Source organism: Halomonas sp. SH5A2 (genome assembly GCF_014263395.1).
In the GTDB taxonomy this organism is placed as follows: domain Bacteria; phylum Pseudomonadota; class Gammaproteobacteria; order Pseudomonadales; family Halomonadaceae; genus Vreelandella.
Genome location: NZ_CP058321.1, coordinates 409356 through 423069 on the forward strand (window position 1 = coordinate 409356; position 13714 = coordinate 423069).

Below are 13714 nucleotides of genomic sequence, written 5' to 3' on the forward strand. Positions count from 1 at the left end.
TTAGTCAGGTGGATTTTTCAAGCGTGCGTTTCAGCGAATTCAGGGCGAAATGATGAGTAAAACAGCAAAGCAGCAGACAACGACGGCAGAGACGGAATCAGAGGACGTTTCGCTTCTTGATCAGGTAATGGCCCAGACGCGTATGGCGCCAGCCGATGAGGGGTACGACGTCGCCAAGCAGGGAGTTGCAGCGTTCATATCAGAGTTGCTTAAAGGCAGTGAAGCAACACCCAGTGTCAATAAGTCGCTGGTCGATAACATGATCGTGGAGCTGGATCGCAAGATCAGCCATCAAGTCGATGAAATTTTGCATGAGCCTGGGTTCCAGCAGTTGGAATCGGCGTGGCGCGGCCTGAAGCTGCTTGTTGATCGGACTGACTTTCGTGAAAACATTAAGCTTGATGTGTTGCACGCCACCAAGCAAGAGCTACTGGAAGACTTCGAGTTCGCGCCCGAAATCAGCCAGAGCGGCCTCTATCACCATGTTTACAACGCCGGTTATGGCCAGTTTGGTGGCGAGCCGGTAGCGGGAATTATCGGGCATTACGATTTTTCGCCTTCTACCCCTGACATGAAGTTGCTGCAGCACACCGCAGCGGTGGGCGCCATGGCGCACGCCCCCTTTATGTCATCGGTAGCGCCGTCATTCTTCGGTATTGAAAGCTTTGAAGAATTGCCGAACATCAAAGATTTCAAAGCCATCTTCGAAGGCCCCAAATATGCGCGCTGGCGCAGCTTGCGTGAGTCTGAGGATGCGCGGTACCTAGGGTTGACAGCGCCACGCTTCCTGTTGCGTACGCCTTACGATCCCGTCGAAAACCCTGTTAAAACATTTAATTACCGGGAAACGGTAAGTGAAGACCATGATCATTATCTGTGGGGCAATACCGCGTACCTGCTCGCCGAACGTTTGACTGACAGCTTCGCTAAATACCGTTGGTGTCCCAATATCATCGGCCCGCAAAGTGGAGGAGCCGTCGAAAACCTGCCGGTCCACACCTATGAGGCATTTGGTCAACTGCAGGCCAAAATCCCCACGGAAGTGCTGATCACGGATCGGCGTGAATTTGAAATGGCCGAAGAGGGCTTTATCTCGCTGACCATGCGAAAAGGTAGCGACAACGCAGCTTTCTTCTCGGCGAATTCTGTGCAAAAGCCCAAGGTATTCCCCAATACCGCCGAAGGCAAAGCGGCAGAAACCAACTTCAAGTTAGGCACTCAGCTGCCCTACATGTTCATTATCAACCGCTTGGCGCACTACGTGAAGGTGCTTCAGCGCGAGCAGATTGGTTCCTGGAAAGAGCGTCAGGATCTTGAGCGTGAGCTTAACACCTGGATTCGCCAATACGTCGCTGACCAAGAGAACCCGCCCGCTGATGTGCGTAGTCGACGCCCCCTCCGTGCGGCCTCTATTCAGGTATCAGATGTAGAGGGCGATCCTGGCTGGTATCAGGTCTCAATGGCGGTTCGGCCGCATTTTAAATACATGGGAGCTAACTTCGAGCTATCACTCGTCGGGCGTCTCGACAAGGAATAATAGGGACGGCAGGTCGATGGCGGCTAACAGCAATGGGCTATTAGGCACTCGCTTGTTCGAGCGCCTGGCTGCACCTCATCAACCGGTGAGGCAAGAAGAAGACGGTCGGCTTGAGGAGGTCGTTGAGTCGATCAAGCGACATCTGGTGGAGTTGCTGAACAGTCATCCGGGGAACTGCACCTGCGCGCCGGAATTGGGGCTGCTGGATTTTAACGATGCCACGATCGGCGTGCTCGATCTGGAGCTCAGCGTTCAACAAGCGATTCGGCAGTGCATTGAGCACTTTGAGCCGCGGGTGCAGCGCGTGGATGTTGAGTCGTTACCCAGTGCAGGCGATCCATTGCAACTGCGTTTTCAAGTCCATGCCACCGTTGCGCTTGGGAAGTCGAATGCCCATACCACCATCGATCTGTTGCTTAACAACAAGCGTTATCAGTGTCTCAACTGATGGGCTGAGGGGCTCGCATGCTCAATCGCTATTATCGAGATGAACTCAACTTTCTGAAGCGTCAGGGGCGGGAGTTTGCGGAAGCAAATCCCGGCCTGAGTCGTTTTCTGTCCGAACGTAGTACCGACCCGGATGTCGAGCGCCTGCTGGAAGGGTTTGCCTTTTTAACCGGTCGTATGCGTGAGAAAGTGGAAGACGAGTTTCCTGAGCTCACCCATTCGCTTATCAGCATGTTGTGGCCGAACTACCTGCGGCCCGTACCCAGCATGACGGTCGTGCAATTTACCCCGGCGTGGCATGCGATAAGCCATCAGCAGCCCGTTGCAAGAGGTACATCACTGGCCAGCACGCCCGTAGAAAATACCGCCTGTTTGTTCCGCACCTGTCACGACGTAACGCTATACCCGCTTGCTCATAGTGGTGTGAGCGCGCGCCATACCCGTGAAGCCTCGGTGGTCGAGCTGGCGATGGATGTGCATAGCGACCAGCCGATGGACGCCATGGGGATTGAGTCGCTGCGACTGCATCTGGGCGGCGATGCCTATACGGCAAGAACGTTGTATCTATGGCTTAACCATTACCTGACCAGCGTCGAGCTGGACGTTGATGGCTGGCAGCAATCCCTGCCCACCGATGCGCTTCAAGCGGTAGGTTTTGAGCGCGATCAAGCACTATTGCCTTACCCCCGTAATGTGCACCAGGGCTACCGAATTTTACAAGAGTACCTTTGCTTTCCCGAAGCGTTTCACTTCTTCGATGTCACAAGGCTGAACCAGTACTTACCGTCAAGACCCGCGGAAAGGGTCACGTTGCGCTTTGAGTTTTCGCGCACCCTGCCGACGGATGTGCGGGTTCAGGATGAACACCTGGCGCTTTATTGCACGCCCGCGATTAACTTGTTCAGCCACGATGCCGAGCCGATCGACCTGAGTGGAGAGCGTAGCGAGTATCGCCTGCGGCCCAGTACACGCTCACCGTCGCATTACGAGGTGTTCAGTGTGGACAATGTTCACGGTTGGGTAGGGCGAGCAGAAGCAGACCGACAGGGTGAGCCCCGGCGCTACGTTCCCTTTGAAAGTTTTCAGCATCAAATAGAGCGCGACCGGGGGCGCGAAGCCCTCTATTACCGGTTGCGAGTGCGTGACAGCCTGCGCAGCGATGGCTTTGACCACGATATTGCCTTTATGCGCGGCGACGAGCAGGCACACCTTGAAAGCCGGGAAACAATCTCATTGCAGTTGACGTGCAGCAATCGTGAATTGCCAGAGCAACTGACGGTGGGCGATGTTTGCGTGCCGACTGAGAACAGCCCGGCCTATGCCGATTTTCGCAATATCACCCAGCCAACGCCTGTGCTGCGCCCCGCATTGGATGATGGGCTGCTCTGGATGCTGATCTCCAACCTGTCACTCAACTACCTCTCGTTACTGGAGCGTGATGCCCTGTGTTCGGTGCTGCGAGCATATGACTTTCGCGCACTTGTCGATCGTCAAGCCGAGCGCATTGCGCAAAAAAGATGGGCCGGCATCGTGGATATCGAAACACAGTCAGTTGATCGATTGCGCAAAGGCATGCCCATACGTGGCCTTCGCTCAGTGATGACGTTGGACCAGGACGCCTTTGGCGACGAAGGCAGCTTGTATCTGTTTGGCAGTGTGCTGGCGCGGTTTTTCTCTCTTTACGCCAGCATCAACTCGTTTCATGAGTTGCATGTTGTTAATCGACATAACCAAGAGCGCTACACATGGAGTTTACAGGCGGGGCAGCAGCCCCTGATGTAGCGCTGACGCCTCTCATCAAAGAGGCGAGACGTTACGAGTTTTTCCAGTTGGTTGAGCTCCTGCACCGTCATCATGGCGATGATTTAGAGCAGGGGCCTGGCGGTAGCATGCCCTCACTGCAGCGCGTGCGCTTCAAGGCATCGGCTTCATTGGGCTTCCCCGGTAGCGATGTGCTGACCTTGGCGATGAACGAAAGTGGCCAGTACGAGATGAAGGTCAGCTTTCTGGGGTTGCAGGGCGCCCAGTCACCGCTCCCCAGCTATTACCTTGAAGCGTTGGCCCATGAGTCAGCACACCAGGAAGGGGCTGCGGGCGATTTTCTGGATTTTTTTAATCATCGCCTGCTGACGCTGATGCACCGTAATTGGCGCAAATACCGCCACTACGTGCGTTACCAGAATGATGCCAAGGACGGGTTTTCAGCGGCAATTTTTGCGTTGGTGGGACTGGCCGACGGTGATCTGCGCGGCGAGACGCCGATCAACTGGAGCAAGATGCTGGCCTACGCAGGGCTGCTGGCAGGCCGCTCGCGCGCTCCCGACGTGGTATGCGGCATTGTCGGTCACTGTTTTGACCTGGATCAGGTAGAGATCGATGAGTGGGTGTTGCGTTGGGTCGACATCCCCCCCGACCAACGAAGCCGCGCGGGCCTTGCCGGTATGACCTTGGGCGAGGACGTGGTGGCCGGGGAGCGTGTTGCCGACGTCAAGGGCAAGTTCGCGCTGTGCTTGCGGGGCTTGAGCCTATCTCGTTTCAGAGACTTTTTGCCTGATGGTGAGGAGCATCATCCTTTGAAAACGCTGGTGAGTTTTGTGCTGCGTGAGCCGTTGGCCTATGACCTTGAACTTGAACTGTTGCCAAGCGCCGTTAAACCCATGCGTCTGGGAGATGGTGGTTCGTGCCAGCTTGGCTGGACCACCTTTGTCGACCCAGAGAGCGGTGATAATCCAAGTCGCCGCCGCGTGCGCATCCAAATGACGAGTTAAGCCATGTATGCCATTCAGACCGATGCCATCACCTTGGTGGTCATCAATAGTGAAGCGCTCGAAGGGCGCTCGACGAGCAGCTTCGTTTTCCGTGGTGACGGTGGCACCTTGGGCAGTGGCGCGCACGATAACTGGCTGCTGCAAGACCATAGATGGCGTATCCGGCCCGGTCACGCCGACATCACCAAAATTGACGGAAAGTTCTGCCTCATCGATAGCAGTGGGCAAACCTTCATCAACCGTTCGACCTTGCCCTTGGGGCGTGGCCGGAAGGTAGCGCTGCGTGATGGAGACGAGCTGCTGATCGGCGAGTACCGCTTGAAAGTGCATCTTGGCGATCGTCAGTCATGGCAGCCTGGCGCGCACTCCCTCGCCACCCTGGTTGACGAGGAGCACGAAGACGTCACCGTCCATGGGCATGCGTCGCCGGTGGGAAGCCACGGTCCCGGGCGCGAGCAACCGCAACGCGAAGACCCTATCGAAGCGCTGGGCGGCGTCATCCCCGGGTCGCTGCAGCACGACCCGATGGTGGCACTGGAGGACGACGTTCCCGGACCGGCCATGTTGGAATCGGTCGATACCCTGCCTGTTTCCCAGCGCCATGAATATCAGCAATGGGCTCAGCAAGAACGCCGTCACGAAGCGGTGAGCCTGCCAGACATACCCTCTCTTAACGGCCAAAAAACGCACAGGAGCAATGACATGGATGAGCGGCAATTAGACGACCTGGAACGCTCGGTGGGTGAGCAATTGGAAGACCGTTGGCAAAAGCCAACGACTCGCTCGCTAAGCCATGTTGGTGCTGACCCATTACTGCGGGGATTGGGTATTGACCTGCCTTTTCGGGACAGTGAAGAACAACAAGCCTTCTTAGAAGAAGCGGGCCAAACCCTGCGTGCCGCCATCGACGGGCTGCGGGTATTACAACAGACCCAAAATGACAGTAAGTACCCACTGCGTGATCGGCGCCTGCAACCGATCGAAGACAATCCGCTGCGCTTGGGTCAGTCATTCGAGGAAACGGCTGAAACCATGCTGTCAGCGTCACGCAGCCCTGTGCACCTGTCAGCACCGGAAGCCGTGGCCGAGAGTTTGCGCCACCAGGGCCAGCATCAAGCGGCGGTCGAAGATGCCATTGGCCACGCATTGAGCGCCATTTTGGACGCCTTTTCCCCCGAAGCGCTGCTTAAACGCTTTCATGCCTATCGCGGCGCCGGAAACCGTATCGATAACGAAAGCGGCTGGGCGTGGGAAATGTATGACCACTATTACCGCGAACTGAATTCTGATCGGCAGCAAGGGTTTCAAAAGCTGTTTTGGGAAGTGTTCGAGCAAGCCTATGACCAGTCTGTGCGTCGTCAGCAGCGGGAGGACGCATGATTGCGCCCGGTATCGCAAGGCTTGCCGGACTGCTTTGCCTCACCTTGCTGCTGACAAGCTGCGCGTCGACACGGGAAGCCACCAGTAAAGCCTGGCAGGTCATGAAGGACCCCGACATCCCGGTCGGTTATCCCGGTGATCAGCCTACCAAGATTGACCTCAGCATGCTGGCGGAACCCGACGTAAACCCTAACGTGGAAGGCGAGGGGACACCGCTTCGCTTTCAAGTCCTGCAGTTAAAAGATGATTCAATGCTAATGGCAGCGGATTTAGGTCAGTTGGAAAACGACCTGGAAGAAACCCTGGGAACGAATTACCTAGCCCACGATGACTTTACGTTGCTGCCAGAGCAATGGAAGTTCTACGCGCCCTTCGAGGTTGATGAAAACACTCGCTATATCGGGCTGATTGCGTTTTACGCCTCTCCTAATGAGGCGGAATGGAAGAAAGTCGTCAAAGTGAAAAGCCGTGGCGAGCACTATCATCTGCTGGTTCACCTCCGTGACAGCGAAGTTGAGTTAAGGAAGGAGGGATAATGGCCAGCCGGAACCGTGTGGTTTGGAGCGAGGGCTTATTCATTAAGCCTCAGCACTTCCAGCAACAGCAGCGCAGCCTGGAAGGGGCGTTGGATACGCGCTTAAAAGGGGTAAGCCACTATCTATACGGCTTTCTCTCGCTGGAACTCAATAATGAATTTCTCAGTTTTGGCCGCATCGCCATCAGTCGGGCAAGTGGCGTCATGCCCGACGGCGTGGCGTTTCATCTGCCAGACGATGACGTTGAGCCCGCGCCGCTGGAAATCAGCGATGCCAGTATTACCAACCAGATTGTGTACCTTGGCTTGCCGCTGGCAACCGATGGCATTGGCGAAGTGCGTTGGCCTGAAGACAACTTGCCGGCGCGCTACCGGTTATTGTCGCGCAGCGTGCGCGATCTTCACTCGCAGGAGGGCGTGTCCACCGATATCAATGTCGCTCGGGTGTCGCCCCGCCTGCTGCTCGAGCGCGATGACCGTAGCGGTTACGCCTGCCTCGCCGTTGCGCGCATTGTTGAGCGTCGCCCTGACGGCAGCCTGGTGCTTGATGAGCAATTCTTGCCAACGCTACTCAACGTGCAGGCAGCACCTGGGTTGCAGCGCTTTGTGGGCGAGATGGCCGGGTTGATGCGTGAACGCGCGCGTAACATTGCCCAGCGCCTGTCAACGCCGCACCAGGCGGGCGTCGCTGATGTCTCCGACTTTATGTTGCTGCAATTGCTTAACCGCGCCCAGCCGCGTTTTCAGCACCTCGCTCGTCTGGGTCAACTGCACCCTGAGCGACTTTACGACACCATGCATGAAGTGGCCTGTGAGCTTGTCACCTTCACCGACGAATCCCGGCTGCCCCCAGAGTGCCCCGCCTACGACCACGATCATCCCGAAGGGGCCTTTCATCCGTTGATGAAAATGCTTCGCCAGGCGCTGTCGACAGTGCTCGAACCTCGTGCCGTGGCTATCCAGCTGCAGACACGACGCTATGGCCTGCAAGTGGCGCCGCTGTCTGACCTTAGCCTGATCGAATCTGCGGAATTCATTCTCGCCGTGCGCGCCGACATGCCCAATGAACGGCTACGCAAGCTGTTTTTACAGCAAACCAAGGTGGCGAGCGTCGAGCGTATCCGCGATCTCATCAGCCTTCAGCTACCCGGTATTCCGCTTGAGCCGTTACCGGTGGCTCCCCGCGAACTGCCTTATCACGCTGGCTATAGCTATTTCCAGCTCGATCGCCAAAGCGAGGCGTGGGGCATGCTCAACGGTGCCAGCGGCTTTGCGTTTCACGTCGCCGGTGAATTTCCAGGGCTGGAAATGCAGTTCTGGGCTATCAGGAGTTAAACCATGCAGCAGCTTGCCACCGATTCGCACAGCTTGAGCCGTTCCCAGGCACCTAATGACAGCGTGCGTCATGAGGATCTCATTAACGAGCGCGGCTTGGAGCATTTGATTCATAGCCACGCCGAGCAGCTTGATGCTGATGAGGATTATTGGTTCCGCTTGCGCGGGCATAACCTGAATCCGTTGGTTGACGCGGCCAGCAGCCTGCTGGGCATGGTGGTCAGGGTGCGGCAACTGGATGAATCGGGCGATATTGAGCGCCTTTACCGTCAGGTTGTCGATGAAATCGCCGCCATTGAAATCGAGCTGACCGAGCAGGGCTATGATCGTGCCACGCTGCTCGCCTATCGCTACGTGCTGTGTTCGTTTATCGACGAGGCCGTGATGGGCATGCCCTGGGGGCGGCAAAGTAAATGGGCCGAACACTCACTGTTGACGCGCTTCCATAACGAAACCTGGGGCGGTGAGAAAGTGTTTTCGATTCTTGCCCGCCTCCAGCAGGAACCCCAACGCTACCGAGACATGCTGGCGTTCATTTACCTGTGCCTGTGCCTTGGCTTCGAAGGTCGTTACCGGGTGATGTCTCACGGTCGCGAGGAGTACGAGCAAATTGTCAGGGCCTTGGGTGACCAATTAAACAGTCTCGAGGAACCGGGTGAAGAAGCGCTAACCCACCCCCTCGATAATGTCGTGGAGGGGCATCAACGCCGTTCATCGCATTTTCCTACCTGGGGCATCTTTGCGTTATTTGGTATCGCCATGGTCGGCGTTTATTGGGGCTTTTCCTGGTCGCTGGACCAACAGGAAGCACAAATTACTTCGCTACTTAATCAACTTTACCGTTAGGAGAAACCATGCTCAGGGTAGAGCTACCAGCGCTGATTGGCCGTCTTAATACGATTGCTCGCCAAGGGTTAGAGCAAGCCGCGTTGCTGTGTGCGCAACAGCAGGCGCCCGAAGTGACGGTGGGGCACTTGTTGCAAGCCATGCTGGACCAGCCTCTGTGCGATGTGCGCGCCATATGCGAACACCTGGAGATGGATGTCGCACCGTTACGCGCGCAATTGGCGGAAGAAACACGCCCGCCCCGCGAGGTAGACGTGGCGACGCCAAGCTTTTCACCGCTTTTGGTCGAGCTGCTTCAGGATGCCTGGTTGCTTGCCTCCACTGAGTATCAGCACCCAACCCTGCGAAGCGGCGCTGTATTTACCGCGCTGTTGCATAACCCGGAGCGTTATCTGGGAACAGGTGTGGTTAGACTGCTGGCCGGCATCAACCGGGAAAATCTGCGCCGTCACCTGGATCAGATAACCGCGCACTCAGCCGAAGCTCCTCAGGACGAGGCAACGGGGCACGCACGCCAAGTGCCCGCCGATGCTGACGACAGTGCGCTGGCCCGCTTCGCCACCTCACTCACCGAGCAGGCGCGACAAGGCACGCTCGACCCTGTATTGGGGCGCGACCCGGAGATCGACCAGATGCTCGATATCCTGGGGCGTCGACGCAAAAACAATCCCATCGTGATTGGCGATGCAGGGGTCGGCAAAAGTGCTGTCGTTGAAGGTCTCGCGTCGCGCATTGTGGCCGGCCAGGTGCCCGCTGCGCTTGCCGATGTCGAGCTGCTCACGCTTGACCTTGGGGCCCTGCAAGCGGGGGCGGCTGTCAAAGGTGAGTTTGAAAAACGACTTAAAGCCGTTATTGACGAGGTCAAGAACGCAGCGCGCCCCACGCTGTTGTTTATTGATGAAGCGCATACCCTGATTGGTGCTGGTAACCAGGAGGGCGGGGGTGATGCGGCCAACCTGCTCAAGCCCGCGCTGGCGCGAGGGGAGCTGCGCACCATCGCCGCCACTACCTGGCGGGAATACAAGAAATACTTTGAAAAAGACCCGGCGCTCTCGCGGCGCTTTCAGCCCGTTACGCTGTCCGAGCCCAGCGTCGATCAAGCCCTGGTGATTCTGCGCGGCTTACGGGATGTCTATGAACAGGCCCACGGCGTACTGATTGGCGACAGTGGCCTAAGAGCGGCAGCGGCGCTGTCCGCTCGCTATCTTGCCGGGCGGCAACTGCCGGATAAGGCGATCGACGTGCTGGATACCGCCTGCACGCGCTTGGCGCAAACGCTTGATACACCGCCGCGAAAGCTGAGCCATCTGCAAAGTGAGCATACCGCGACGCTGCGTGAACGTGACCAGCTCGCCCGTGAAGCGCTGTTGGGCCGAGACGTCGACGCATCGCGCCGTCAGGAACTCGACGAGCGTTTAGCCAACCTTGACGATGAACTGGCCACCCTGCAGGCGGCCTGGGGCGAGCAGCGGGAGTGTGTCGATGCCATCGTCGCCTTGCACCGCCAACTGCTCGATGACGACAGTCATACTGAAGACCCGCTTGCCTCTTCCCTGCACGCCGAGCTGACGGCGCGTGAACAGCAGCTGGCCCAACTGCAGCAGACCTTTACCCTGGTCAATCCAAGCGTTGAAGAAGCGCAAATTGCTCAGGTGATTGGCGACTGGACCGGCGTGCCGGTTGAGCGGATGACCAGCGATGAGTTAACGCGTTTGACCGCGTTACCCGCCTACCTGAGTGACATGATTCAGGGTCAAGACGCCGCCATTGAGCGCATCCACCGGCATCTACTGACCGCGCGTGCCGACCTGCGTCGCCCTGGGCGGCCGCTGGGTGCCTTCCTGCTCGTTGGCCCAAGCGGGGTAGGCAAGACCGAAACCGTGGTACAGATCGCCGACCAGTTGTATGGCGGTCGCCAGTTTCTTACCACGATCAACATGTCCGAGTACCAGGAGAAGCACACGGTTTCCCGCCTTATTGGCTCGCCGCCCGGTTATGTCGGTTTTGGTGAAGGTGGGCTACTGACAGAGGCGATTCGCCAGCGCCCTTATTCGGTCGTCCTGCTGGACGAAGTGGAAAAAGCCCACCCCGATGTGCTGAATCTGTTTTACCAGGCGTTCGATAAAGGCGAGCTGGCGGATGGGGAAGGCCGTTTGATCGACTGTAAGAACGTGCTTTTCTTCCTCACTTCCAACCTGGGTTATGAAACCATCGTCGCTCACCGCGATAACCCCGCGGCACTCGATGATGCGCTTTATCCGCAGTTGGCCGACTTCTTCAAGCCGGCCCTGTTGGCACGTATGGAAGTGGTTACTTACTTACCGCTAGAGGGCGATACCCTCCGCACTATCGTCAATGCCAAGCTTGCCACCCTGGCGGCGCGCATCCGCGAACGCCACCGTCAGGCAGACGTGACACTGGATGACGCGCTGGTCGAGGCGATCTGCGCCCGGGCAACGCGCAGTGAAAATGGGGCGCGCATGTTGGAGTCGGTGATCGATGGCGAGTTGTTACCGCCGCTCTCCCGCGCACTGCTTGAACGGATGGCGCGCCGTGAAAGCGTGGCTAGCGTTGTGTTGGGGGTCGACCCTGACCACGGCAGCTTCACTGCTGAGGTAGCCTGACACTATGACGTCTGCTGCCGATGCCACTTCCACTGCCAAGAGCGCGCTATCAGCTGAACTGGCGGCTATGCCATTGGCATTGATGCTGGTGGAAAGTCGCTCAACGTCGATGTTGCGCCAGCGAGCAGCCCAACTGCTGCAAGACCACCTGGGGCTGACATCGGCCGAGTGCCTGTATATCGATGGCAGCGGCCGCTGGCTGGGGCGGGATGGCGACGACGGGCAGTTTGATTGCAGCGATTTCAATCACCCCTATGCCCACGTCATTCGTAGCGGCAAAGCGTTGACCCTGAGCGTCGCCGATGCACGCACGCGCCTGGATGATGCCACTTTCCAGCAACAGGTGGCTGCGCTAGGTGCAGGTTTGTACCTGCACATCCGACCCCTGCGGGCGGCGGACAAAGGCCGCGAATGGCTGGGGGTGATGGTATTGGTAGGTACCCAGGCTAGCCTACGCAGCCTGACGGAAGATCCCGGCATGACGGCGTTTGATGCCCTACTGTGCCGTGTATGGGCCCGATTGGCCCGCGAGCAGGGTGAGCGTCAGCGCTCCCGCCTGCTGCAAGATTCGCTTGCCAAACTGAACGATGGTGCCCGTCGTCAGGCACTGGCCGACCAGCTCGCCGACGACCTGCTGGGTCAGTCGTCGGCCATGCAAGCACTGCGCCGACACGTGGTGCGTGCGGCCGAAACGAACCTGGCAGTCCTCCTGCAGGGTGAAACCGGCACGGGTAAAGACCGGGTAGCACGCGCTATCCATCAGCTTTCAGGACGGGCAAAAGCCCCCTTCATGGCGATTAACTGTGCTGCCATTCCCGAAGCGCTGCTTGAGTCGGAGCTGTTTGGCCATGCCAAGGGGGCATTTTCCGGGGCTGACCAGGCTCGCGAAGGACTCATCAGCCAAGCGGACGGCGGCACGTTATTTCTTGATGAAATTGGCGATATGCCGTTAGCCCTGCAAGCCAAACTGTTGCGTGTGCTGGAAAGCGGCCGCTATCGACCCCTCGGGGCCAGTGAGGAACGCTGCGCGAATTTGCGCCTGGTGGCGGCCACGCATCAACCGCTGCGTGAACAGATTCGTGAGCAGCGGTTTCGCGCAGACCTTTACTACCGGTTAGGCCAGTTCCCCCTAACGTTGCCGGCACTTTGCGAACGACGCGACGATATCGCCACGCTAGCCCAGGCCTTTATTCGCGACTTTTGTGAGCGTGAAGCACGTGACGAAATGGGCATTACCCCCGCCGCACTGCGCCTGCTGTATCGCCGCGATTACCCGGGCAACGTCCGCGAACTCAAAAACGTGATCGATTATGCCTGCGCCATGACGCCTCAGGGGGCCGATATCGACGCTTACCTGTTGCCTGGTGAGCAAAGCGATCAAGCCTCCTCGGAGGCGACGGAAGACGCTGGGTTCGCACTACCCGATGACATTGATGACCTGCGCCAAGCCCTGCGCGATGTCGAGTCCGCCATTATTCGTCAACGCTTGCGGCGATTCGGGGGCAACCGCGCCCGGGTAGCAGAGAGCCTCGGTTTACCCAAGCGAACCCTGGCCCATAAATGCCAGCTATTAGAACTGGATACCAAATGAACACGATGTTGTTAAACCGCCATGTCTTAGCCGGTGGTTTGCTGGTGCTATTGACGCTATTAAGCCACCCCTCTCGCGCAGAAGGGCGCACCGCGTTGCTGGAAAAGGCCCAGGCATGTGCCGAGGAGTCATCCCGTTTAGAACGCCTGAACTGCTACGACGCGCTGTTTAAAACGCCAACTCCAAGCGGCGATACCAGTGAGTTGCCCGCGTTATGGCACGCCATTGAACACCAAGAGGCGGCACGCTCCGGCGACGACATGGGGTTGGCCATACGCGAAACGGGCAACGACGTGCTGATCAGTGTGCCTGCATTAGGCACGACGCCGCCCAGGCCCATCATGGTGATGGCCTGTGAAAAGCTGATTACCCGGTTTCAACTGCATATGCCAGTAGCCATTGATAGCGCCCGAGTGACGCTTGAGCTTACCGGGCATGGAGGCGTCATTGAGCAGCAGTGGCGGGTTCGTGACGGCGGGCAGGTGATTAGCGGCGGCCGCGGTTTACCTGCCATTGATACGCTTCGCCAGTTACTCAGTGCTGAGGAACTGACATTACGCAGCGATGAGAGTGCCTTGGACGGGCTGCGCTTTGATGTGTCAGGCCTTCGTGAAGATATTCAACCACTGCGCGATGCGTGCCGCTGGTAAA

At 57.9% G+C, this 13714-nt stretch carries 11 protein-coding genes; all 11 read left to right on the forward strand.

All coding sequences use genetic code 11. The annotated features are described in order from the left end of the window. Nucleotides 1–52: 52 nt before the first annotated feature. The 11 genes from tssC to vasI are packed head-to-tail and all read left to right on the forward strand — an operon-like array spanning nucleotide 53 to nucleotide 13713. Complete coding sequence (gene tssC, locus HXW73_RS01965) at nucleotides 53–1537, forward strand: type VI secretion system contractile sheath large subunit (RefSeq protein WP_186254655.1); 1485 nt, start codon at nucleotides 53–55, stop codon at nucleotides 1535–1537. Nucleotides 1538–1553: 16 nt separating this feature from the next. Further along, a complete protein-coding gene (gene tssE / locus HXW73_RS01970) occupies nucleotides 1554–1985 on the forward strand; it encodes a type VI secretion system baseplate subunit TssE (RefSeq protein ID WP_186254656.1) in 432 nt (143 codons plus the stop codon). 17 nt (nucleotides 1986–2002) lie between these two features. Then, nucleotides 2003–3766: a type VI secretion system baseplate subunit TssF gene (gene tssF / locus HXW73_RS01975; RefSeq protein WP_186254657.1), complete on the forward strand. Its 1764-nt coding sequence runs from the start codon at nucleotides 2003–2005 to the stop codon at nucleotides 3764–3766. Further along, entirely contained in the window at nucleotides 3730–4752 is a 1023-nt protein-coding gene (tssG, locus tag HXW73_RS01980; protein WP_186254658.1) for a type VI secretion system baseplate subunit TssG, read from the forward strand. Before tssF ends, tssG begins: the two co-directional genes overlap by 37 nt. A gap of 3 nt (nucleotides 4753–4755) precedes the next feature. Then, nucleotides 4756–6132: a type VI secretion system-associated FHA domain protein TagH gene (gene tagH, locus HXW73_RS01985; protein ID WP_186254659.1), complete on the forward strand. Its 1377-nt coding sequence runs from the start codon at nucleotides 4756–4758 to the stop codon at nucleotides 6130–6132. Next, nucleotides 6129–6668, forward strand: a complete 540-nt coding sequence (gene tssJ / locus HXW73_RS01990; protein ID WP_186254660.1) for a type VI secretion system lipoprotein TssJ — start codon at nucleotides 6129–6131, stop codon at nucleotides 6666–6668. The genes tagH and tssJ overlap by 4 nt, the downstream gene beginning before the upstream one ends. Continuing rightward, entirely contained in the window at nucleotides 6668–8002 is a 1335-nt protein-coding gene (gene tssK, locus HXW73_RS01995) for a type VI secretion system baseplate subunit TssK (protein WP_186254661.1), read from the forward strand. The genes tssJ and tssK overlap by 1 nt, the downstream gene beginning before the upstream one ends. Before the next feature lie 3 nt (nucleotides 8003–8005). Next, complete coding sequence (icmH, locus tag HXW73_RS02000) at nucleotides 8006–8848, forward strand: type IVB secretion system protein IcmH/DotU (RefSeq protein ID WP_186254662.1); 843 nt, start codon at nucleotides 8006–8008, stop codon at nucleotides 8846–8848. Between the two features lie 8 nt (nucleotides 8849–8856). Further along, nucleotides 8857–11472, forward strand: coding sequence for a type VI secretion system ATPase TssH (gene tssH, locus HXW73_RS02005; RefSeq protein WP_186254663.1), 2616 nt, complete (start codon nucleotides 8857–8859; stop codon nucleotides 11470–11472). Nucleotides 11473–11476: 4 nt separating this feature from the next. Continuing rightward, nucleotides 11477–13063, forward strand: a complete 1587-nt coding sequence (locus tag HXW73_RS02010) for a sigma-54 interaction domain-containing protein (RefSeq protein WP_186254664.1) — start codon at nucleotides 11477–11479, stop codon at nucleotides 13061–13063. Then, nucleotides 13060–13713, forward strand: a complete 654-nt coding sequence (gene vasI, locus HXW73_RS02015) for a type VI secretion system-associated protein VasI (RefSeq protein ID WP_186254665.1) — start codon at nucleotides 13060–13062, stop codon at nucleotides 13711–13713. Before HXW73_RS02010 ends, vasI begins: the two co-directional genes overlap by 4 nt. Nucleotide 13714 lies beyond the last annotated feature (1 nt).

What these genes read in the sequence shown, in the direction of transcription:
- tssH (WP_186254663.1), top strand. Translation starts at nt 8,857, where the DNA reads ATGCTCAGGGTAGAGCTACCAGCGCTGATTGGCCGTCTTAATACGATT.
- tssJ (WP_186254660.1), top strand. Translation starts at nt 6,129, where the DNA reads ATGATTGCGCCCGGTATCGCAAGGCTTGCCGGACTGCTTTGCCTCACC.
- tssG (WP_186254658.1), top strand. Translation starts at nt 3,730, where the DNA reads ATGGAGTTTACAGGCGGGGCAGCAGCCCCTGATGTAGCGCTGACGCCT.
- tssC (WP_186254655.1), top strand. Translation starts at nt 53, where the DNA reads ATGAGTAAAACAGCAAAGCAGCAGACAACGACGGCAGAGACGGAATCA.
- HXW73_RS02010 (WP_186254664.1), top strand. Translation starts at nt 11,477, where the DNA reads ATGACGTCTGCTGCCGATGCCACTTCCACTGCCAAGAGCGCGCTATCA.
- icmH (WP_186254662.1), top strand. Translation starts at nt 8,006, where the DNA reads ATGCAGCAGCTTGCCACCGATTCGCACAGCTTGAGCCGTTCCCAGGCA.
- tssF (WP_186254657.1), top strand. Translation starts at nt 2,003, where the DNA reads ATGCTCAATCGCTATTATCGAGATGAACTCAACTTTCTGAAGCGTCAG.
- vasI (WP_186254665.1), top strand. Translation starts at nt 13,060, where the DNA reads ATGAACACGATGTTGTTAAACCGCCATGTCTTAGCCGGTGGTTTGCTG.
- tagH (WP_186254659.1), top strand. Translation starts at nt 4,756, where the DNA reads ATGTATGCCATTCAGACCGATGCCATCACCTTGGTGGTCATCAATAGT.
- tssE (WP_186254656.1), top strand. Translation starts at nt 1,554, where the DNA reads ATGGCGGCTAACAGCAATGGGCTATTAGGCACTCGCTTGTTCGAGCGC.
- tssK (WP_186254661.1), top strand. Translation starts at nt 6,668, where the DNA reads ATGGCCAGCCGGAACCGTGTGGTTTGGAGCGAGGGCTTATTCATTAAG.